The sequence below is a fragment of the Dactylosporangium sp. NPDC000521 genome (assembly GCF_042898305.1).
In the GTDB taxonomy this organism is placed as follows: domain Bacteria; phylum Actinomycetota; class Actinomycetes; order Mycobacteriales; family Micromonosporaceae; genus Dactylosporangium.
This window is the reverse complement of sequence record NZ_JBIAYW010000001.1, coordinates 359664-379838: the sequence shown is the minus strand read 5'-3', so window position 1 is coordinate 379838 and position 20175 is coordinate 359664. Positions and strand designations below refer to the sequence as shown.

Below are 20175 nucleotides of genomic sequence, written 5' to 3'. Positions count from 1 at the left end.
AGCGGGTTACGGCCAGCCCCTTCTCATTGTTCTGTCCGCTGCTGGCGGGGCCGATCGGCGGCAATGTCGGGCCTGGCGGTTGACCCGAGTCCTTGGCGGCCGATGGCCTACGCGGCCGGTTGGCATCTGCAGTCAGGCCGGAGTCGCGCATGTCCAGCGGGTGCGACGTAGCAGGGGCCGCCGCGCCCGCGGACCCATCTGGCCGGCCGGGAACGGCTCTCCGACGCGGATGCCTCACTACTCGGACGATCGGCACTACGACTGGGCCTGAGCCGCAGTGAGGGCGGCGGCCAGAGCAGGCAGGCGACCAAAAGCACGGGCGGCGGCCACGTGGTCAACGTAGTCGCGAGACTCGATGATCTCGCCGTCTCGGACCCGGACCACGAAGACGCAGGGAAGCGTGAATGCGCGGCCGTCAATCACGCCGGCGTACTGGAACTCGAAGATGACCACCTCGGGATCCGGTGTCTGATGAACGTGGTCGTCAACGACGTCGTAGCGTTCCACGCCGGCCGGGCGGCCGCCTGCGCCGAAATGCTCTCGCACCCTGGCCCGGCTGCTGAGCGGGGTGTCGCCGATCGGGTTGAACGGATGCCGTACGTCGGTGCGCTCGGCGTAGCAGGCTGCCAGTTCGTCGAGCTGCGCCGCTTCCTCGGCGACGGTGAGCCCGCCGCGCATGAGGCGACAGACGCCGGCGGCCACGGCGCGGACGGTTTCCTCGGGCGTACGCATGGCACTCCTCCTATCGAAGTCTGGACTCCGGTTACAGTACCGAAGTCTGCACTTCGGTTACAATGGTCACATGCGCCAGGATGCTCGGGAGAACCGCGAGCGCATTCTCGTTGCCGCCGACCAGGTCTTCGGCACGAAGGGCGAGTCGGGCTCCACCGAGGAGGTGGCGCGGCTGGCCGGCGTGGGCATCGCGACCGTGTTCCGCCACTTCCCGACCAAGGAGGCGCTGATCGAGGCCACGTTGGTGCGACATCTCACCGATCTGCTCGACCGAACCCGGGCAGCTGCCGCCGCGCCCGATCCGACGGCGGCGTTGCCCGCGCTGATTTGCGAGATGATCGAGCGCGGCGCGAGCAAACTCACCTTGGCCTCGATGCTGGACGATGCCCCACCGGCCGTCGTCGCCGTGGCAGGCGAGCTGAAGACCGCAGTCGACAAGGCACTACGGCGTGCCCAAGCCGCTGGCGCAGTGCGGCCGGATGTCGACGTCGAAGCGCTCTACCTGCTCATTCGCGGTTTGGCCCAGACCACCGCAGCCAGACCGGTCCCGGCACAGATGCTCACGCGCGCCATCAACGTCATCCTGGACGGCCTCTCCACCCGGTAGCGCTTGCCCGCACCTCGATCCAGTCATGGACCGCAGCAGCGTGGTCGATCCGGATGGATGGATCGAGACCGGCACGGCGGCACGCCAATGCCGTGTCGAGCCGGTCCCGAGTCGCGATGCAGAAGTCGCCGCAGGTGTACCGCTCGGCGGCCTGCGCGAGTGCGGAGGCCTGGCCGCCAAGGTCCTGCACAACCTCGGCATCAACCTTGCCGACCTCCGCTGCCGCCTGCTTCCCCCGGCAGCCGCACGCGGCCTGGAGGTTCGGCGGCGGCGAAGGGTCAGCGGATTTTCGGGCAGTACTGCTGCGCGGCCTCGACGGCCTTCTCCAGGCGGGTGACGGCGTCGTCGGCGGAGGGCCTGCTGTACCACGCGTCGACCGCGTCCAAGTACTCCTCCAGGGCCGCCCGCTGGCCGGCGTCCGGCGACTTCGCGACCTCGGCGCGGGCCGCATTGCTCAGCCGCGGAACCATCTCCTCGAGCTTCGCCTTCAGCTCGGCGGCCTTGGTCGTGTCGCCCTGATTCGTGGCGGTGACGTACTTGCCCCACGTGCTTATCAGGGTCAGCCGCTCTGGCGCGTAGACGTCGTCGATCGCCTGGCACACCGACGCGACGGTGACGCCGGGTGCGGTGCTCGCGTCGGGTGCCGTGCCCGCGCTGCCGGCCGCGCTCGCGGCGGGCGCGTTGGCGCTACGGGTGCCCTCACAGCCGGCGGCGAGCGTCGCGGCGGCGGCCAGGGCGAGGGTCAGCGCGGTCAGTCTTCGGCGCGTGTGTAAGACGGGCTCCGCGTGGTTGTGGATCTCGGCAGGAGGAGGATGGCACACACGCCTCGATCGTGGGTGCGGCGCCTATTGATGCTCGCTGGTATGAGGAGACTCCCCAACACCGTGGCCCTCAACCCACCCGCCGATCCCAGCCACGTGCTGCGTTGGTCACTCTGGCGACGAATCGTCCAAGCCCGCGCCCGCCGATACCACTACCAGCGCAGAATCCCACGCGTTGGAGTACTGGACGATCTTCGCAAGGCGACGGCTTGCAACGCTCGCGGCGAGGGACGCGAACAGACGGCGGCCCCCGCCATCGCGAGGGCCGCCGTGATGATCGGTGACGGGTCAGTCGCGCGGCAGCTCGAGACGCACGCGCCGGCGCCGCCCCAGGACCAGCAGCACGGCGCCGACGATGAGCACCGCAGCGCCGGTCGCCGCGACAATCGTGGTCTTGTCGCCGGTGACCGGCAGCCCCGGCGCGGGTGCGGCGCTGTGCGAGGCGGTCGCCGACGTGCCCGTGGGGATGCTCGCTGTGGGCCGCACCACCCCGTCGACGTTGATGACGATCTTCGCCGTGTTGTCGGCCGGCTTGAGGTCGCCGCCCATGCCTTCGATGTGTACCTTACCGTCGGCCACAATCGCCTTCACAATCTTGATTCGCAGGCGGTAGGTGTACGGACGGTCGTAGGGCTGCTCCAGGAAGCCCGTCGACGTGCACACCCGCTCGACGCCGGACGGCGCGTCGGCGCAGCCCTGCAGTTGCTCGACGAATTCGGCACCGTCCGGCAGCACGAAGTGGGTGACAGTCTCGCCTTGCCCTATGCCACCAGGCCCCTTGTAGTCGACCGTGATCGGCACGTCGACCACGTCGCCGACCTTGCCGCTGACCGGCTGGGTTGCGATCGACCAGTCCCGGGCGCCAACCTTGACGGTTCGCAGGATCTTGGGTGAGTCGACCGTGTTGTCAGCGGGGTTCAGCTCGGGCTCGGCGGCCGAGAGACCAACCTTGACGTGCGCCGGCATAGACGTCGGGTTCGGCGATCCCGGCACCGGGTTCGTCTCCAGCGACTTGATGTAGACCCCGCCATACTGCACGTCGATCGTGGCACCGGCCGGCACGTCGGGCATTGGGCACCTGACCCGGGTGGCGCTGACGTCCGTGCAGTCGGAGCCTGCGACGAAGCGCAGAGGCGCTGGGCCGGACTCGCTGACCAGCTCGAGCGTGAGCACGACGCCGGTGGCCTTGGCCGTGCCCGCATTCTTGAGCTTCAACGGTTCGATAACAACAGTGCTGCCCGCGCCGAACTTGACGTCAGAGAAGACGGGATGCAGGTCGACGCCGTCGGCCGCCGACGCGGGGCCGGCGAACATGGCGTTACCGAGGGTGACGAGGCTAAGAGCAGCCAGGGAGGTCAGGAGACGCTGAGCGGTCCGGCGCTGAGGACGCAGATTCACAAGGTTCCTCGATGAGGGGGAGATGTGACATCGGATCGAGCTGTCGGTGACGGATCAGTCTCGGAACGTTGGTGACACATCCAGCTGGACGATCATGGCGCTCGGAGTGTAGATGCTGTCTCACGTGTTACGAGGTCCCGAACCGATCGGAAGACGTGGAGAAGATGTAGAGAAGTTGCAAGGCACTTCCTCCCCCAACCGCCAACTCCAACAGCACTCGGCGGAATGTCCCGCATCAAGTGAAGTCAACCTGTAAGGGATCGAGCGGAGTACGACACATGCGACGTGAGGGCGCCCCGCAGACACGCCGCTGCCCGCCGCAATGCTCGAAGCACACGTCCACCATCTCCAGCGCGCGCTCCCGCGCCAAGCAACCGACAAGTTCCAGCGCGAATGCACGCGAGGGAGACGTCGTATCCCCTCTCTGCCAAGATACGGAGCAACATCGGCACGACGAAGGCGCCCGACGCACTCGTGTTGCCGTCATCGCACACCTTCCAAGCAAGCTGGGCCAGCGCGTCACCCAGATCAGCGGGGCCACTACCACGCACACCCTCGATGGCATCACGAACCCTGGACGGCGGCAGCCCGTTGTCATGCAACGCTTCCCACACCGGGTCGTCCGCCTCCACCGGACCGGCCGGGACACCCGCCACGAGCGTCCGCACGTCGAACTGGGTCAGGTACGGCAGATCCAGTTCATCAGGCACCCAATCGCCCTGCGCCACCCGTCATCCCTTCGCCGACCATGACGGGCGCCAGTTGCCCGTCACAGGCCAATCTCGGCCCCAGCGTTGGCGTACATCGCGAAGCAGAGCCCGCCGGTCGACTGCCGGCTCACCGAACGCCGGCCGAAGCCACGGCCTGAGCGCCGCTCACAGCCCCAGGACGATCCAGAACCCCACGATGGGCGCCGCGAGCAGCGCGATGTTCACCAGCCGTGGCCGACGCCGGACGACGCCTCCGGTCGGGGCCGCCGGCAGGTCGGCGAACAGCGCCATCAGCCGCCGCGACCGGTGCGCGCTGCGGCCGCGGGAGCGGGAGGCCGCCGGGACCAGGCTGGGCTGCCACGCGCCCAGCCCGATCCTCGCGCCGTCCGTCAGGACCAGGTCCATCCCCAGCCGGTCGACCTCCTCGACCCGGTCCACCAGGTCCCTCGGCACCCGGTGGATGACCAGCCAGTTGGCTACGGTCACCCGTTCCGGACCCACCGACACCCACACGGCGGGCCCGTCGAGGTAACACAGCACCAGCAGTACGGCGACCGCACATGCTGCCAGCAGCGGCGGCTTCACCGGCTGGTGTGGCCAGTTCACCAGCACCGCCACCGGGAAGCCAACGGCGAGGAGTGCCCCGGCCAGCAGCGGCGGGGCCTCCCACCTGCGGTACTTCTGCGTAGCCATAGGTTTGCGCATCCCGCCTCAGTCGTGGGAGCAGGCGCCTTCGAACGGCGTGCCGCTCGTAGTCACCGTCGCGATCGTGCTGAACGCCGCGTCGATCATGCCACTGTCCCGCTCCTTCGCTCCGCGGCTGACGGCAGCGTCCCGGCGATCGACGCGTGAACCCCGATGCGCCTTCGCCGCCATGGTCGAACCCCCGCATGCTCCGGTGACGCTCCGTAACCGGGGTAAGCCACCGTCGCTGTACCAATAGGTGCTGGTCAAACTGTGCCTGCCTCTTGCCGACCGCACGGGGCGAGGCCCTAAGGTGTCCCGATGCGCCGATTACCGACCGTGCAAGTCGCCGTGAGTCTGCTCGTCGCCGCCGTCTGCGGCGCGGCGCTGCTACTCGCCGTGCGGCCGGCGGTGCAATCCGGGCGAACGGGCGTCTACACGGTACGAACCGGTCACCAGCCGCCCACCGCCCGGCAGTACTTCGAGCTCATCGAGTACCTCAGCGCCGAACTGCGCCGGCAGGTGGCACCCGGCACCAAGGTCCGCATCGTCGAGGAGAACCAGGACCTGCAGCTGCGGCTGATCGAGTTCGCCGTGCTGCACGGCCTCGTCGTCAGCGAGCACGCCACCGTGAAGGTTTACCTGCACAAGGACCCCACCGCGCCGCACGGCATGTGGCTCAAGACCGAACAGTTGGCCACCGCATGACCGACGTCATCCTTGCCGTGCTCATCCTGGTCGCGGCCGGACTGCCGCTCGGCTACGCACTCACCCGCGCCGTGCCGCTCGCGCTCGTCGTCGCGCCCATCGCCGGCGCTGCCGCCGCCGCCGCCGCCGTGCTGCTCATGCTGGCGTTCACCGGCCCGCTGGTCGCGTGGTTCGTTCCCGTGTACGCGCTGACCGGTGCCCTCGCGTGGCGGCTGCGGCACCGGCCGCGGGTGCCCGTGAGCGGCTGGCGTGACGCGCTGCTGGTGAGCGTCCCGCTCGTACCGCCGATGCTCCCCCTCGCCACCGCACCCGTCGGCACTGACGCCCACCTCATCTGGTGGCTGCACGCCGGCTGGTTCACCCACGGCGGCCAGTACGCCCGCGACGCCATCAGCAACCCCGCCCTCACCTTCTCCCATCCCGACTACCCGCCGCTGGCCTCGGCGCCCGTCGCGCTCGTCTGGGAGCTGCTGGACATCCGCACCTTCTACCCGGCGCACCTCGTCACCGGGTTCCTGACCTTCTCCGCCATCGCGATGGTCGTGTACGCCGTGCGCGTCGCCACCGCCCTCGGCCCCGCGCTGCTGTCGTGGCCAGCCGCGATCGCCGCCGGGTACGCCGCCTGGACGCCGCTGTGGCGCAGCCCCACGGACGGGTTCAGCGACGCCATGTGCGCCTGCGCGTTCGCCGCCGCCGCCGTGCTCATCCTCTTCGCCCGCCCGGCACCCGGCCAGCTGACCCTCGCGGTCTTCCTCGCCTCCACCGCCGCGCTCATGAAGAACGAAGGCGTCAGTCTCGTCGCCGCCCTCGCCGTCGTCGGAACCGTCAAGTACCGCCGCGAGCTGCGCCGTGCCGCGCCACTGTGGATCCCTCTCGGCGTCACCGCTCTGTGGTCGGTGACCGCCCGGCTGCTGCACGCGGAGACCGACGTCCTCGCCTCCGGCGGCTTCTCCGCCCTCCTGCACGGCGACCCCGACACCCTCGACCGCCTCTCCCTCATCGCCACCAAGTTCGCCGACCGCATCGGCTGGCTCGCGCTGCTCGCTGTCGCCGCGGCCGTGCTCGGCAACGCCCTGCTGCGCCGGCAGCGCGCCGAGCTCGACCTCGGCCCCGACGGCTGGCTCTGGGCCATCGCCGCCATGCACACCGCCGGCCTCGTCCTGATCTACACCGTCACCCCGTACGACCTGCTCTGGCACCTCCGGACGTCGGTCGACCGGGTCACCATCGTCCTGGCCGTCCTGGCCTGCGCCAGCTCCGCCTGCTGGGGTGTCACCGCCCTCACCCCGCTGCTCACCGCGATCCGCCCGGACCCCACCGTCCAACCGGACCCACCGGTCCCGGCACTCACATCGACCTACCCCCGGAGCACCTGATGAAGCTGTCGATCCTGATGCCGGTCTACAACGAGGAGGTCCGCGTCGCCGACGCCGTCAAACAGGCGCTCGACGTGGACTACCCGACGGAGACCGAGCTTGTCATCGTCGACGACGGCAGCCGGGACCGCACCGCCGAAATCCTCAACGGGCTGCACGACGAGCGCCTCCGCGTCGTCATCCACCCGCGGAACAAGGGCAAGGGCGCGGCCATCCGCACCGCGGTCGAGCACGCCACCGGCGACTACATGGTCATCCTCGACGCGGACCTCGAATACGACCCGCAGGACATCCCCAAGCTGCTCGAGCCCGTCCTCGACGGCCGTGCCACCGTCGTCTACGGCAACCGCACCTTCGGCAGCCACAGCTCCTTCTCGTTCTGGTACGTCATGGGCAACAAGGCCGTCACCACCGCCGCCAACATGCTGTACAACTGCTACCTCGGCGACCTCGAGACCTGCTTCAAGCTCATGCCCGTCGAGCTGTACCGGTCGCTGCAGATCAAGTCCGCCGGCTTCGGCATGGAGGCCGAGGTCACCGGCAAGCTGCTGCGCAACCGGCACCGGCCCTACGAGGTGCCGATCAGCTACCGCGCCCGCACCCGCGAAGAGGGCAAGAAGATCACCTGGAAGGACGGCGTCGAGGCGCTGTGGATCCTCTCCCGTGAGCGCGTCCGTAAGCCGTCGCACAAGCGCTGAGGCGAATGGCCGAGCCGCCCGTCATCGGCGACAGCCCAAAAGACACGGCCTCCCCATTGCCGCCCACCACTGCACGGCGTGACGGGCCGGAGCGGGTCTGAGGACGCTGCACGGGCGGGCGGTCGTCGGTACCAGGCCGACCATGATCGCGGCAGCGTCCTCGCTGCTCGTCGCGGCGCGAGCCGGACGGTCAGGCGGTCGCCGGGGCCGTCGCCGGCTCGTTGGTCCAGTCGATGTCGATCCCGGCCGGCCCTCGGTCGACGGTGATGGTCGCGCCGTCGAGGACGTCGCCGGTCAGCAGGGTGCGGGCGATGCGGGTCTCGACCTCGCGCTGCAGGAAGCGGCGCAGTGGGCGGGCGCCGAAGACCGGGTCGAACCCGGCTTCGGCGATGAAGCGTCGGGCCGCTTCGGTGACCTCGACGGTGATCCGCCGGTCTGCGAGGCGGGCGCGGAGGTCGTCGAGGAGCAGGTCGACGATCCGTTCGATCTCCGGCAGGGTCAAGGGCTTGAACAGCACCGTCTCGTCGATGCGGTTGAGGAACTCCGGGCGGAAGTATTCGCGCAGTGCCGTCATGACCGCGGTGCGGGCCTCGTCGGTGAGCTGCCCGTCCGGTGTGACGCCCTGCAGGAGGTGCTGCGATCCGAGGTTGCTGGTCATGATGACGACGGTGTTGCGGAAGTCGACGGTGCGCCCTTGCGCGTCGGTGAGTCGTCCGTCGTCGAGCAGCTGCAGCAGAGTGTTGAACACGTCGGGGTGGGCCTTCTCGATCTCGTCGAGCAGGACGACCGAATAGGGCTTGCGGCGCACCGCCTCGGTCAGCTGTCCGCCCTCCTCGTAGCCGACGTAGCCGGGCGGCGCGCCGACGAGCCGGGAGACGGTGTGCCGTTCCTGGTACTCGCTCATGTCGAGCCGGACCATGTTGTCCTCGGTGTCGAACAGCGCCGCGGCGAGGGCCTTGGCCAGCTCGGTCTTGCCGACGCCGGTGGGGCCCAGGAACAGGAACGAGCCGATCGGGCGGCGCGGGTCCTTGATTCCGGAGCGGGCGCGGATGACAGCGTCCGCGACGACCTGGACGGCCTCGTCCTGGCCGACGACCCGCTCGTGCAGGATGTCCTCCAGGCGCAGCAGCTTGTCCCGTTCGCCCTCCAGCAGCCGATTGACGGGGATGCCGGTCCAGCGGGCCACGATCCCGGCGATCTCGTCGGGCGTGACGACCTCGCGCAGCAGCCGGTGCCCGCCCTGCTTGGCGGTGAGCCGCTCCTCCTCCGCGCGCAGCCGACGCTCCAGCTCCGGCAGCCTGCCCAGGCGCAGCTCGGCGGCGCGGTCCAGGTCGTAGCCGCGTTCGGCCGCCTCCGCCTCCCGCCGGATCCGCTCGGTCTCCTCGCGCAGGCTCTGCACCTTGCGGATCGCCTGGCGTTCGGCGTTCCACTGGGCGCGCATCGCATCGACCTCGCCGCGCAGGTCGGTGATCTCCCGCCGGATCTGGTCCAGCCGGGCGGTGCTGGCCGGGTCGTCCTCCTTGGACAGTGCGGTCTCCTCCATCTCCAGCCGCAGCAGGCGCCGGGCGGCCGCGTCGAGTTCGGCCGGCTGTGAGTCGATCTCGGTGCGCAGCATCGCGCAGGCCTCGTCGACGAGGTCGATGGCCTTGTCCGGCAGGAACCGGTCGGCGATGTACCGGTGGGACAGCTGGACCGCGGCGATGAGGGCGCCGTCCTGGATGCGTACGCCGTGGAACACCTCGAGGCGTTCCCGCAGCCCGCGGAGGATGGTGACCGCGTCGTCCGGGCTGGGTTCCGGCACCAGGATGGGCTGGACCCGGCGTTCGAACGCGGCGTCCTTCTCGATGTGCTTGCGGTACTCGTCGAGGGTGGTCGCCCCGATCATGCGCAGCTCGCCGCGGGCGAGCATCGGCTTGAGCATGTTCCCGGCGTCCATCGACCCTTCGGCGGCGCCGGCGCCCAGCACGGTGTGCAGTTCGTCGACGAACAGCAGGATCCGGCCCTGCGCGGCGGTCACCTCGGCGAGCACGGCCTTGAGCCGCTCCTCGAACTCGCCGCGGTACTTCGCCCCGGCCACCAGGGAGCCCATGTCCAACGCGAAGACCGTCTTGTCGCGCAGCCCTTCCGGCACGTCGTTGTTGACGATCCGCTGGGCGAGGCCCTCGACGATCGCGGTCTTGCCCACACCCGGGTCGCCGATGAGGACGGGGTTGTTCTTCGTCTTGCGCGACACGATCTGCACGACGCGGCGGATCTCCTCGTCGCGCCCGATGACGGGGTCGAGCCGGCCGGCGCGGGCGTCGGCGACAAGGTCCCGGCCGTACTTGGTGAGGGCCTCGTAGGCGACCTCCGGGTTCGCGGAGGTGACCCGCTGCGCCCCGCGCAGCTGGGTGAGCTGGTTGAGCAGCCGCTCCCGGGTGATGCCGAGGTCGTGCAGGGCCCGGCCGGCGTCGGTGGAGGCACCCTCGTCGACGAGCGCCAGGAGCAGGTGCTCGACAGAGATGTACTCGTCCTTGAGCCGGCCGGCCTCACGTTCGGCGGCGTCGAGGTCCGCGGCGAGCCGGCGGGTGACCGTCACCTGGCCGGGCTGAGCGCCGGGCCCGGTCACGCTCGGCCGGCGCCGCAGGTCGCGTTCGACGCGTTCGCGCAGCTGTTCGATGTCGACGCCCAGGCCGGTGAGCAGCCGCACCGTGACGCCGTCGGGCTGGTCGAGCAGGCCGAGCAGCAGGTGCTCGCCGTCGACTTCGGTGTGGCCGTGCCGCATCGCTTTCGTCTGGGCGTCGTGCAGCGCCTGCTGGGACTTCTCGGTGAGTCGGTTCAGGTCCATGTCCGCCTCCTGAGTTGCGCCTCGAGTTCGTCGATGCGGGTGAGCAGGTCGAGCACGATGCCGACCGCCGCGTAGTTCAGCGGCAGTCCGGCGTGCAGCCGGCGGATCCGGGCGAGCCGCTTGAGTTGCGTCTGGGCGAACCAGCGGCGGCCGGCCTCGTCGACGTGTGGTTCCAGCAGGCCGAGCGCGACCAGCCGGGAGATCATGTTCGGGTGCAGGCCGGCGGCGGCGGCGAACGCGTCCGTGGACAGGTAGGGGCGGCACATCAGGGCGTAGGTCATCGGTCACCTCGCGGGTTGTATGACGACACCGTCGCGAGTTCCTCGAACAGGCGCCGTTCGGCGTCGCTCAGCTGTGCCGGCACCATCATCCTGATCTCGGCGTAGAAGTCGCCGGGGGCGCCGCGCGGGTTCGGCAGGCCCCGGCCGCGCAGCCGCAGCCGCCGCCCGGACGACGTGCCTGGCGGGACCTCGACCCGCACGGCGCCGCCGGGCGTCTCGACCGGCACCGTGGCGCCCAGCGCCGCCTCCCACGGAGCCACCGGGGTTTCCACTGTGATGTTGCGGCCGCTGACCTTGTACCGGGCGTGCGGCGCGATGTGCACCACCAGGTACAGGTCGCCGGGCGGGCCGCCGCGGGCGCCGCCGGAACCTTGGCCCGCGAGCCGGATCCGCTGCCCCTCGGTGACCCCGGCCGGGATGCTCACCTCGTACTCGCGGGCACGGCCGCCGGCGGCACCGGGTAGCGTGATCCTGCGCCGGCCGCCGTGGTAGGCGTCCTCGACACTGATGGTGATCTCGGCCTCGGTGTCGGCGCCGGGCACCGGCCCGCGTCCGAAACGGTCGCCGCCACGGCGCTGTCCCCCGCCGAAGATGCTGCCGAGCAGGTCCTCGAGGTCGACTTCCTCGCCGATGCCGCTCCGGCCGCCGAAGCCGGCGCCCTGACCGGGGAACCCGGCGCCGGCCGACGCACGCTGCCGGGCCCCGGCGCGCTGCTCGACGTCGTCGGGCACCTGCCGCCACTGGGCGCCGAACCGGTCGTACTTGCGGCGGCTCTTCGGATCCGAGAGCACGTCGTAGGCCTCGGTGATGTCTTTGAACCGGTCCTCGGCGCCCGGCTCCTTGTTGACGTCCGGATGGTTGCGGCGGGCCAGCGTGCGGTACGCGCGCTGGATCTCCTCCGCCGTCGCGGTCCGCGGGACACCGAGGACCGCGTAGAAGTCGCGCCGGTCAGCCACCATCGGAGCCCCGATCCGCGTCCGCCCTCTCGGCACCCCCACCGCCGGCGCGGGCCACGGCTACGACGGCCGGGCGCAGCAGGAGCGTGTCGCCGCCGTAACCCGGGCGGATGACCCGCACGATCGTGCCGGCCGGTACGTCCGGTTCCTCGACCGCTTCGGCCGCCTCGTGCCGGGCCGGGTCGAACGGCTCACCGACCGCGCCGACCGGGCCGAAGCCGAGCCGGGCCAGGATGTCCGCGGCCTGTTCCCTGACCTGTGCCACGCCCTGCACGATCGCCTCGGGGTCCGCGCCGGCGTGGCGCAGCGCGAGGTCGAGGTTGTCCAGCACGGGCAGCCACGCCGCGGCGACCCGCTGCCGCTCGGCGGTGACCCGCTCGGCGGCCGTCCGCTCGGCCCGCTTGCGGGCGTTGTCGGCGTCGGCGATCGCCCGCTGCGCCCGCTCCCGCACCTCGGCGAGCGCCGGGTCCTCCGGCCGGGCCGCCGCCTCGGTCCCGGGCCGGTTCGCCTCTGTGGCCGGGTCGTCGGTGGCAGTGTGGATCCTCTCGCCGTTGGGCTCGGCCATGGCTCACCCCCCGCTGAAGTCGGCGTCGATGACGTCATCGGCCGGAGCCGACCCGCCGGACCGCCCAGCGGCCTGCCCTGCTTCCTGGCCTGTGGGCTGTCCCCCACCGGCCGGTTGCTGCGCGGCGGACTGCAGCGCGAACAGGATCTGCCGGAGGTCGTTGGTGAGGTTCTGCACCTGAGCCATCGGCGCCTGCCCGTCGACGGCCTGCCGGGCTTCCTGCGCGAGCATGTCGGCGCGGGCCCGCTCGTGTTCGGGGACCTGGTCGCCGAGTTCGTCGAGTCGGCGCCGCACCTGGTGGGCGACACTGTCGAGCTCGTTGCGGGCGTCGATCTCCTGACGCGCCCGCTGGTCCGCGGCGCGGTGCTGCTCGGCCTCGCGCACCATCCGCTCGACCTCGCCCTTGTCCAGCGTGCCGCTCTCGGTGACGGTGATCTTCTGCTCGGCGCCGGTGTCCTTGTCGCGTGCGGACACGTTGAGGATGCCGTTGGCGTCGATGTCGTAGGTGACCTCGATCTGTGGTTCGCCGCGCGGCGCCGGGCGGATGTTCTCCAGCCGCATCCGGCCCAGGACCCGGTTGTCGGCGGCTCGTTCCCGCTCGCCCTGCAGCACCACCACGTCGACGGCGGGCTGGTTGTCCTGCGCCGTGGAGAACGTCTCGGTGCGGCGGGTCGGGATCGTCGTGTTCCGGTCGATGACCTTCGTCATCAGCCCACCGAGGGTCTCCACGCCCAGCGACAGCGGGGTGACGTCGAGCAGCACGACGTCCCGGACGTCGCCCTTGAGCACGCCGGCCTGGATCGCGGCGCCGAGCGCGACGACCTCGTCCGGGTTCACCGTCATGTTGGGGTCCTTGCCACCGGTGAGCCGGCGGACCAGTGCCTGCACCGCCGGCATCCGGGTCGCGCCGCCGACGAGGATCACCTCGTCGAGGTCGTCGGCCTTGACGCCGGCGTCGCTCATCGCTTGGCGCACCGGGCCGTTGGTACGCTCCAGCAGATCGTGGGTGAGCCCCTCGAACGTCGAGCGGGTGACGGTCGCCGTGAGGTGCTTCGGGCCGGACGCGTCGGCGGTGATGAACGGCAGGTTCACCTGGGTCTGGGTCACCGACGACAGCTCGATCTTCGCCCGTTCGGCGGCCTCCGTGAGCCGCTGCAGCGCCTGCGGGTCCTGACGCAGGTCGATGCCCTGCTCCTTGCGGAACGTATCGGCGAGGTGGTCGACCAGGCGGTGGTCGAAGTTGTCGCCGCCGAGGTGGGTGTCGCCGGCCGTGGCCCGGACCTCGACGACGCCGTCGCCGACGTCGAGGATGCTCACGTCGAACGTGCCGCCACCGAGGTCGAAGACGAGGACCGTCTCGTGGCCCTTCTTGTCCAGGCCGTAGGCGAGGGCGGCCGCGGTGGGCTCGTTGATGATCCGCAGGACTTCGAGGCCGGCGATCCGGCCGGCATCCTTGGTGGCCTGCCGTTGAGCGTCGTTGAAGTAGGCCGGGACGGTGATGACGGCTTCGGTGACCTTCTCGCCGAGGTACTTCGCGGCGTCGTCGGCGAGCTTGCGCAGGATCTGTGCGGAGACCTCCTCCGGCGAGACCTGCTTGCCGCGGATGTCGAACCGGACCATCCCGTCGGGCCCGGGCACGACGTCGTACGTGACCGTCCTGGCCTCTTCGGTGATCTCGTCGAACTTCCGGCCGATGAACCGCTTCGCGGAGTACACGGTGCCCTTGGGGTTCAGCACCGACTGCCGTCTGGCGAGCTGACCGACGAGCCGCTCACCGGTGTCGGTGTACGCGACGACCGACGGCGTCGTCCGGCTGCCCTCCGCATTCGGCACGACGGTCGGCTGGCCACCCTCGAACGCGGCGATCACCGAATTGGTCGTGCCGAGATCGATACCTACCGCTCTGGCCATGACCGGCTCCTTTCGGGATACGGCTGGTGCGTCGCCGAAAGCCTGTTGTGCTCGCAGTAGGGCGACTTCCTCCGACGCAGATGACTGATGCTCTGATCCATCCGCCGCGCGGGCACGGCTCGGTGCTCGGGTCTGAGGTCGCCGACGACCGCCTCGGCGATCCACGACCGCGGCTACGGCGATCCACCTCACGGGGCGATGACGATGTGGTTCTCGACGGCGGTCACGCCCGGCGCCGACCAGGCGACCCGTTCGGCTTCCTCCCGCTCGGCCCACGAACGGACCTGACCGGTGAGCACGACCTTGTCGTTCTGCACGTCGACGTTCACGTGCTCGGCGTCGGTCTCGGCGCTGCGTACCAGTGCCTCCTCGATCCGCGTGCGCAGGTCTTTCGGTGACGGCTGCACCCGCGGACGCGGACGTACCGAGAGCAGATTGGTCACTCCGCGCACACCGGGCAGCTTGTCCACGGCGCGTTGCGCGGCCCTGCGCTGATGCTCCCATTCGACCTCGCCACGCAGCGTGACCCAGCCTCTGGACACCGTCACCTCGACGCGCTCGATCGGGATGAACGCGTCCCACTCCAACGCGCGGACGGCTGACGCGGCGATCTCGGAATCCGGCAGCTGCGCCGCGATCGGCAACCGGACCTCGATGTCGTCGGCGACCGCCTTCACCCCGCGGATCCGGTGCACCGCACGCTCGGCGGCCAGCTTCTTCGGGTAGCTGTCGACCCATCCGGCCAATGTCACCACGCCGTGGTGTACCCCAACCGCTATTTCGTTGGGCTGCAGGCGGGAATCCCACCGCAGTTCCTCGATCACGTCCCGCTCGATGTCGGCGTCTGCGCGTGTGAAGGTCGCGGTGCTCATGTCTGCTCCCCGTGCTGCTCCTCGGGTGCTGCTCTTCCGTCGGACCCCGTTCAACGGTTCTTCGACCCGCCCGACGCGGAACCACCCGGAAAGAGTGAGGTGACCGGTAATCCCAATTGGCATCACGACTGTGGGAAGCACGATCCGCGACCCTGTCTGGGTCGGCACGGACGCCGGTGACTACGTGAGGGTGGCGGCGGTGTCGTCGGCCGCGCGGCCGGTGCTTTGCAGGTACTTCCACACCAGTTGCACTGCCGTGGCGCCTTCGCCCACGGCGGAGGTGACCCGCTTGATCGACCCGCTGCGCACGTCACCGGCGGCGAACACGCCGGGCAGGTTGGTCTGCAGCAGAGGCCGTCGCTGCGTGCCCGGCTCCTCACTGTCCGGGCCGGTGAGGATGAAGCCGTCCTCGTCCGTGGTGACCTCGCCGGCGAGCCAGTCGGTGCACGGCCGCGCACCGATGAAGACGAACAGCGCACGGGCGGGAAGTTCGCGGCGCTGCCCGGTGCCCTTGTCCTCCACCACGAGCCTTTCGAGGCAGCCGCCGCCCAGCAGTTCGCGCACCTCGGTGCCGACGTGCGTCTCAATGCCCGGTGACGTCCCGATCCGGTCAACCAGGTAACGCGACATGGTCTCGTCGAGGTCCCTGCGGGCAAGCAGGTGCACGACCCGCGCGTACCTCGACAGGAACAGCGCCGCCTGGCCCGCCGAGTTTCCACCACCCACGACCGCGACCCGGTCGTCGCGGCAGAACAAGGCCTCGGACAGGGTCGCCGCGTAGTAGATGCTGCTCGCTTCGAACTCTTCGAACCGCGGAACGTCGAGTTTGCGATACCGGACGCCGGTGGCGATCAGGACGGTCCGGGCCGTGATCTCACCACCGTTGTCGAGCTTGATGACATGGTTGCCATCGCGTTCCTGCAACCCGCTCGCCCGAGCCGGCACACTGAACGCGGCTCCGAACTTCTCCGCCTGCACGACCGCCCGTTCGGCCAGCTCCCCGCCGGAGATCCCAGTGGGAAAGCCGGGATAGTTCTCGATCCGCGACGTTCGGCCGGCCTGACCGCCGGTGGCGAACTCGTCGAGGGTGACCGTCACCAGCCCTTCCGAGGCGCTGTAGACGGCGGCGGCGAGGCCGGCCGGGCCGGCCCCGACGACGGCAAGGTCGCACACCGTGACGCCCGGTCCGGGTGCGGGCAGGCCTACCGCGTGTGCCAGCTCCGCGTTGCTCGGGTTCCGCAGCACCTGCCCGGCCGGGCAGATCACCACCGGGGTCTGCTCCGGTCGCACGTGCAGCTCGCGCAGCAGCGTCTCGGCGTCCTGATCCTTCTCCAGATCGACCCACTGGTAGGGAATGCGGTTACGAGCCGCGAACTCGCGCAGCCGCCGGTTGTCGGACGAGAACTGGGATCCGATGATCCGCAGCCCGGCGCCGCGGCCGATGAGCAGGGAACGGCGGCTCAGGTACGCCTTCAGGATCAGGTCACCCAGGGTGGAATCCTGCGCGACAACGGCCTTGAGACGGTCCACCGGCACCCTGAGGACCTCGCCGGGCTCGCGCACCTGCGAGGTGCAGAAGGCCGCCTCACCGGTGATCAAGCTCAGCTCTCCCAGAAACCGCTTGGGGCCGTGCACGCTGAGGACGCGTTCGTCGCCGCCGAACCCCTCGACGTCGGCCACCTTGCCGGCGAGCACCACGAAGAAGTCGTAGTGCTCCTCACCCTCCCGGATGAGTACCTCGCCGGTCTGCGCATGGTGGCGTTGCCCCTCCGCGGCCAGGGCTTGGATGTGGGCATCCTCCAAGCGGGGATAGGCTCCTTCACGGTCCGGCGTTTCGACCAGCATGTTCGATTCCACCCCCTGAAAGCAGGAATGCGAGCTACCCGAAGCGTCGCCCGTAACCCCTTCGTTCCGCGTCAGAGGTCCCGGTGCATAATCACCATGGTCCGGCCGCGCTCGCGCTTGTCGAAGTGCTCGCAGCCCTCCGGCACCGGTGCGGCGGCAGCTCGTGCGACGCCACGGGCGATGCTGCCGCCGGTGGTCGAAGCGACCGGTTGGTGCATCACCTTCAGAGCAGCAGGTTGAAGATCCGCAGCGCCCCCTCCCAGTGTGCGGTCTGCGGGTTCTTCAGTTCCGGGTCCATGATCTTGAAGGTACGCGCGAGCGCGACGCTCAGGCCACCGACGATGTCCGGCAGCCGGCGCTCGGCGTCGTCGCCGAGTGCCAGATCCAGCGGCGGCCGGGCGGTGAGCGAGTCCAGGATGGGCCGCAGCTCGATCTCCTGGTCCAGCTTCCGGAACTCGTGGATACGCTCCTGCAGGCCCTTCGTCACCGGTACGTCGTGGGCCGCGATGACGTCGCGACCGTTCGCCTTCGCCTTCGCCTGTGCGATCAGCAGCAGGTCGTAGACCTTCTCATCGACGAAGTCCCCATAGCGTTTGAGGTCGTTCCTGTCCACGTCCAGGCTCGCCGCCGCCCGGAAGAAGCGCTCAAACCGATCAATGGCCACCACCGGCATCACGGCACCTCCTGTGCTGTCGAGTTCTCGGGTGCTACCCGCGATCGGGGCGCGCATGCCGGCAGGTCATCGGCTCAGGGCGTCAGCCTCGCGTTGTCGCGGCGGGCCTGTACGTGCCGCCGGCTTCAGCGTTCGGCGTCCGCGGCGGCCTCGTCGACGGCGAATTCCAGCTCCGCCAGTGAGTACACCTACGTGCCGCAACGAGTGTCCGCACAGGGCGACCGACCGGCACCGTGGACGGCGGCGCGCTCCCGCCCGAACCCGGCGGGTAAGCCGGCCCGAACCGACGCCGGCACAGGAACGACCACGACATGCGGTCCGCTGACCGGTCAGCGCTCGAAGCGACGTCCATCGCGTCCCGCAGGGCACCTGGCCACCCGAGTGATCAGCGGATGCCCGCGAGGGCCGTGTCGGCCCATTGCCGCAACGCAGGGGCGGGCGCGGCGCCCGACTTGCGCGCCAGGACCTTGCCGTCGTGCATGATCAGCAGTGTCGGCACCGCCTTCACGTCGAAGCGTCGGGACAGCGTCGGAGCGGCGTCCACGTCGACCTTGACGAGCTTCAGGTTGCCGGCGAGCTCCCGGGCGACCTGCTCCAGGGCGGGCGTCACCATGCGGCAAGGCCCGCACCAGGCCGCCCACAGGTCGACTACCACCGGGAGGGCCGACTGCTCGGCCACTGTGGCGAACGTGGTGTCGGTCGCGTCGGCGATCCACGGCAGCGGCTGATGGCAGTTGCCGCACCGCGGGACGCCGGGGGACGCCGCGGGGACGCGGTTGCGGCGCCCGCAGTGCGAGCAGACGACGATCTCACCGCTCATGCGCGGGGCCTACCCGCGGTTGTGGCGGTCATGCAGGTGTGCGCCGACGTCAGATCCCGGCACGGCGGCACGTTCCGCCTGGTCACGCGCCGGCCGGCAGGTCCACCATCCGCATGCTCAACGTCTTCGTCGCAGCGCACTACCTCGGCTTCGGGTGGGCAAACGCCGGTTGGTTCAGGCGGTGCTCGCGGGGTAGCAGTCGGGGTTCCCCCAATCGTTGCGTGAGGGAGTCCCCCATGTCCACGTCCTCCGCTGTCCGGCACAGCCCGATCGCCACCGTCAACCCCTACAACAACCAGCTCGTCCGTGAGTTCCCGCCGATGAGCCGGGAAGCCGTCGACAACGCGGCGCAGCACGCCCACCACGCGTTCCAGTCCTGGCGCCGGGTCGGCGTCGAGGAACGGGCCAGGCTGGTCGGCCGGGCCGCACGGCTGCTCCGCGAGCGCGGCGAGGAGCTGGCCCAGCTGGTGACGCTGGAGATGGGCAAGCTCATCGGGCACAGTCGCGCCGAAATGGACCTGTCCGCGAGGATCCTGCAGTACTGCGCCGATGAGGGGCCCGGGCTGCTCGCCGACGAGACGTTGGAGCTCGACGGCGGGTCGGCCGCCGTCGTCAACGATCCCCTTGGCGTGATCGTGGGCGCCCAGCCGTGGAACTTCCCGGTGTACCAGGTGGTCCGGTTCGCCGGACCGAATCTGGTGCTGGGCAACACGATCCTGCTCAAGCACGCGAGCAACACCCCGCAGTCGGCGATCGCCATGGAACGGCTGTTCGCCGACGCGGGGATACCACAAGGGGTGTACACCAACCTGCTGATCACCGGCTCGGAGGTCGATCGCGTCGTGGCACTCGACGTCGTGCGCGGCGCGTCGCTGACCGGCAGTGAGCGCGGCGGCACCAGCGTCGGGGCCGCGGCCGGGCGCAGCATGAAGAAGAGCGTCCTGGAACTGGGCGGCAGCGATCCGTTCGTCGTCCTCGACGGCGACAACCTCGAGCACACCGTCGATGCGGCCATGGCGGGGCGCATGCACAACATGGGGCAGAGCTGCGTGAGCGCCAAGCGGATGATCGTGCTGTCAGGCGCGTTCGACCGGTTCGTGACCGCGCTTGCGCAGCGTATGCGCGTGCTGCGGCCCGGTGATCCTGCCGACGAGGCCACCACGCTGGCGCCGCTGTCCTCGGAGCGCGCCGCCGAGAAGCTGTCGGACCAGGTCCTCGATGCCCTCGACAAGGGCGCCATCGCGGTCGTCGGGGGCGGACGGGTCGATCGCCCCGGCGCGTTCATGCAACCCACGGTCCTCGTCGGCGTGACCCCGACGATGCGCGCCTACCGCGAGGAGCTGTTCGGTCCGGTCGCCGTTGTCCATCAGGTGGACAGCGATGACGAGGCGGTCGCGCTCGCCAACGACTCGCCCTACGGCCTCGGCGGTGCCGTGCTCGGCAGCGACCTGGCGCGGGCCCGGTCGGTCGCGCGCCGGATCGACAGCGGGATGGTGTGGATCAACCACCCGACGTCCTCCGAGCCGCATCTGCCGTTCGGCGGCATCAAGCTGTCGGGGTACGGGCGGGAGCTGTCCTCGATCGGCTTCAAGGAGTTCGCCAACCGGAAACTGGTCGTGACCATGCCTGCGGACACGCCCATCACCGACGCGCTCGGCTGACGGGCGCCGCTCATCCATTGCGCATCCGGG

General features: G+C 70.1%; 20 protein-coding genes. 5 read left to right on the top strand and 15 right to left on the bottom strand.

Annotated elements, in window-relative coordinates; all coding sequences use genetic code 11:
- Nucleotides 1-255: 255 nt before the first annotated feature.
- Nucleotides 256-732 (bottom strand): nuclear transport factor 2 family protein, encoded by a 477-nt coding sequence (locus ACFY3L_RS01720; protein ID WP_389317480.1) that lies wholly within the window; start codon nucleotides 730-732, stop codon nucleotides 256-258.
- 70 nt (nucleotides 733-802) lie between these two features.
- On the opposite strand from ACFY3L_RS01720, the gene ACFY3L_RS01715 reads away from it, so the two are divergent.
- A complete protein-coding gene (locus ACFY3L_RS01715) occupies nucleotides 803-1339 on the top strand; it encodes a TetR/AcrR family transcriptional regulator (RefSeq protein WP_389317477.1) in 537 nt (178 codons plus the stop codon).
- A 278-nt stretch (nucleotides 1340-1617) separates the two neighbouring features.
- Here the strand turns inward: ACFY3L_RS01715 and ACFY3L_RS01710 are convergent, their stop codons facing one another.
- From ACFY3L_RS01710 to ACFY3L_RS01690, 5 genes are all read right to left on the bottom strand, one after another.
- Nucleotides 1618-2160 (bottom strand): hypothetical protein, encoded by a 543-nt coding sequence (locus tag ACFY3L_RS01710; protein WP_389317474.1) that lies wholly within the window; start codon nucleotides 2158-2160, stop codon nucleotides 1618-1620.
- Between the two features lie 288 nt (nucleotides 2161-2448).
- The gene (locus tag ACFY3L_RS01705) at nucleotides 2449-3558 is read right to left on the bottom strand and encodes an LPXTG cell wall anchor domain-containing protein (protein ID WP_389317471.1); all 1110 of its coding nucleotides are present in this window, start codon (nucleotides 3556-3558) and stop codon (nucleotides 2449-2451) included.
- 245 nt (nucleotides 3559-3803) lie between these two features.
- A complete protein-coding gene (locus ACFY3L_RS01700; protein WP_389317468.1) occupies nucleotides 3804-4286 on the bottom strand; it encodes a hypothetical protein in 483 nt (160 codons plus the stop codon).
- A 147-nt stretch (nucleotides 4287-4433) separates the two neighbouring features.
- Nucleotides 4434-4961, bottom strand: coding sequence for a hypothetical protein (locus tag ACFY3L_RS01695; protein WP_389317465.1), 528 nt, complete (start codon nucleotides 4959-4961; stop codon nucleotides 4434-4436).
- A gap of 18 nt (nucleotides 4962-4979) precedes the next feature.
- Nucleotides 4980-5144, bottom strand: coding sequence for a hypothetical protein (locus ACFY3L_RS01690; RefSeq protein WP_389317462.1), 165 nt, complete (start codon nucleotides 5142-5144; stop codon nucleotides 4980-4982).
- Between the two features lie 129 nt (nucleotides 5145-5273).
- On the opposite strand from ACFY3L_RS01690, the gene ACFY3L_RS01685 reads away from it, so the two are divergent.
- Genes ACFY3L_RS01685 through ACFY3L_RS01675 form a run of 3 tightly spaced genes read left to right on the top strand, consistent with a single transcriptional unit; the run spans nucleotide 5274 to nucleotide 7734 of the window.
- Nucleotides 5274-5660: a hypothetical protein gene (locus ACFY3L_RS01685; protein ID WP_389317459.1), complete on the top strand. Its 387-nt coding sequence runs from the start codon at nucleotides 5274-5276 to the stop codon at nucleotides 5658-5660.
- Nucleotides 5657-7036: a hypothetical protein gene (locus tag ACFY3L_RS01680; RefSeq protein WP_389317456.1), complete on the top strand. Its 1380-nt coding sequence runs from the start codon at nucleotides 5657-5659 to the stop codon at nucleotides 7034-7036. The genes ACFY3L_RS01685 and ACFY3L_RS01680 overlap by 4 nt, the downstream gene beginning before the upstream one ends.
- Entirely contained in the window at nucleotides 7036-7734 is a 699-nt protein-coding gene (locus ACFY3L_RS01675) for a glycosyltransferase family 2 protein (RefSeq protein ID WP_389317454.1), read from the top strand. The genes ACFY3L_RS01680 and ACFY3L_RS01675 overlap by 1 nt, the downstream gene beginning before the upstream one ends.
- 190 nt (nucleotides 7735-7924) lie before the next feature.
- Here the strand turns inward: ACFY3L_RS01675 and clpB are convergent, their stop codons facing one another.
- From clpB to trxA, 9 genes are all read right to left on the bottom strand, one after another.
- Entirely contained in the window at nucleotides 7925-10561 is a 2637-nt protein-coding gene (gene clpB, locus ACFY3L_RS01670; protein ID WP_389317451.1) for an ATP-dependent chaperone ClpB, read from the bottom strand.
- Nucleotides 10552-10842, bottom strand: a complete 291-nt coding sequence (locus ACFY3L_RS01665) for a chaperone modulator CbpM (RefSeq protein ID WP_389317448.1) — start codon at nucleotides 10840-10842, stop codon at nucleotides 10552-10554. The genes clpB and ACFY3L_RS01665 overlap by 10 nt, the downstream gene beginning before the upstream one ends.
- Entirely contained in the window at nucleotides 10839-11801 is a 963-nt protein-coding gene (locus ACFY3L_RS01660; protein ID WP_389317445.1) for a DnaJ C-terminal domain-containing protein, read from the bottom strand. Before ACFY3L_RS01660 ends, ACFY3L_RS01665 begins: the two co-directional genes overlap by 4 nt.
- Nucleotides 11791-12363 (bottom strand): nucleotide exchange factor GrpE, encoded by a 573-nt coding sequence (locus ACFY3L_RS01655; RefSeq protein ID WP_389317442.1) that lies wholly within the window; start codon nucleotides 12361-12363, stop codon nucleotides 11791-11793. The genes ACFY3L_RS01660 and ACFY3L_RS01655 overlap by 11 nt, the downstream gene beginning before the upstream one ends.
- A gap of 3 nt (nucleotides 12364-12366) precedes the next feature.
- On the bottom strand, nucleotides 12367-14274 hold the full coding sequence (gene dnaK, locus ACFY3L_RS01650) for a molecular chaperone DnaK (protein WP_389317439.1): 1908 nt from the start codon (nucleotides 14272-14274) through the stop codon (nucleotides 12367-12369).
- 188 nt (nucleotides 14275-14462) lie between these two features.
- Nucleotides 14463-15146, bottom strand: a complete 684-nt coding sequence (locus tag ACFY3L_RS01645; protein WP_389319127.1) for a BON domain-containing protein — start codon at nucleotides 15144-15146, stop codon at nucleotides 14463-14465.
- Between the two features lie 180 nt (nucleotides 15147-15326).
- The gene (locus ACFY3L_RS01640; RefSeq protein ID WP_389317436.1) at nucleotides 15327-16991 is read right to left on the bottom strand and encodes an FAD-dependent oxidoreductase; all 1665 of its coding nucleotides are present in this window, start codon (nucleotides 16989-16991) and stop codon (nucleotides 15327-15329) included.
- Nucleotides 16992-17214: 223 nt separating this feature from the next.
- Nucleotides 17215-17664 (bottom strand): DUF1931 family protein, encoded by a 450-nt coding sequence (locus ACFY3L_RS01635; protein WP_389319125.1) that lies wholly within the window; start codon nucleotides 17662-17664, stop codon nucleotides 17215-17217.
- A 385-nt stretch (nucleotides 17665-18049) separates the two neighbouring features.
- Nucleotides 18050-18484: a thioredoxin gene (gene trxA, locus ACFY3L_RS01630; RefSeq protein WP_389317433.1), complete on the bottom strand. Its 435-nt coding sequence runs from the start codon at nucleotides 18482-18484 to the stop codon at nucleotides 18050-18052.
- Between the two features lie 236 nt (nucleotides 18485-18720).
- On the opposite strand from trxA, the gene ACFY3L_RS01625 reads away from it, so the two are divergent.
- Nucleotides 18721-20145, top strand: a complete 1425-nt coding sequence (locus ACFY3L_RS01625) for an NAD-dependent succinate-semialdehyde dehydrogenase (RefSeq protein WP_389317430.1) — start codon at nucleotides 18721-18723, stop codon at nucleotides 20143-20145.
- Nucleotides 20146-20175 lie beyond the last annotated feature (30 nt).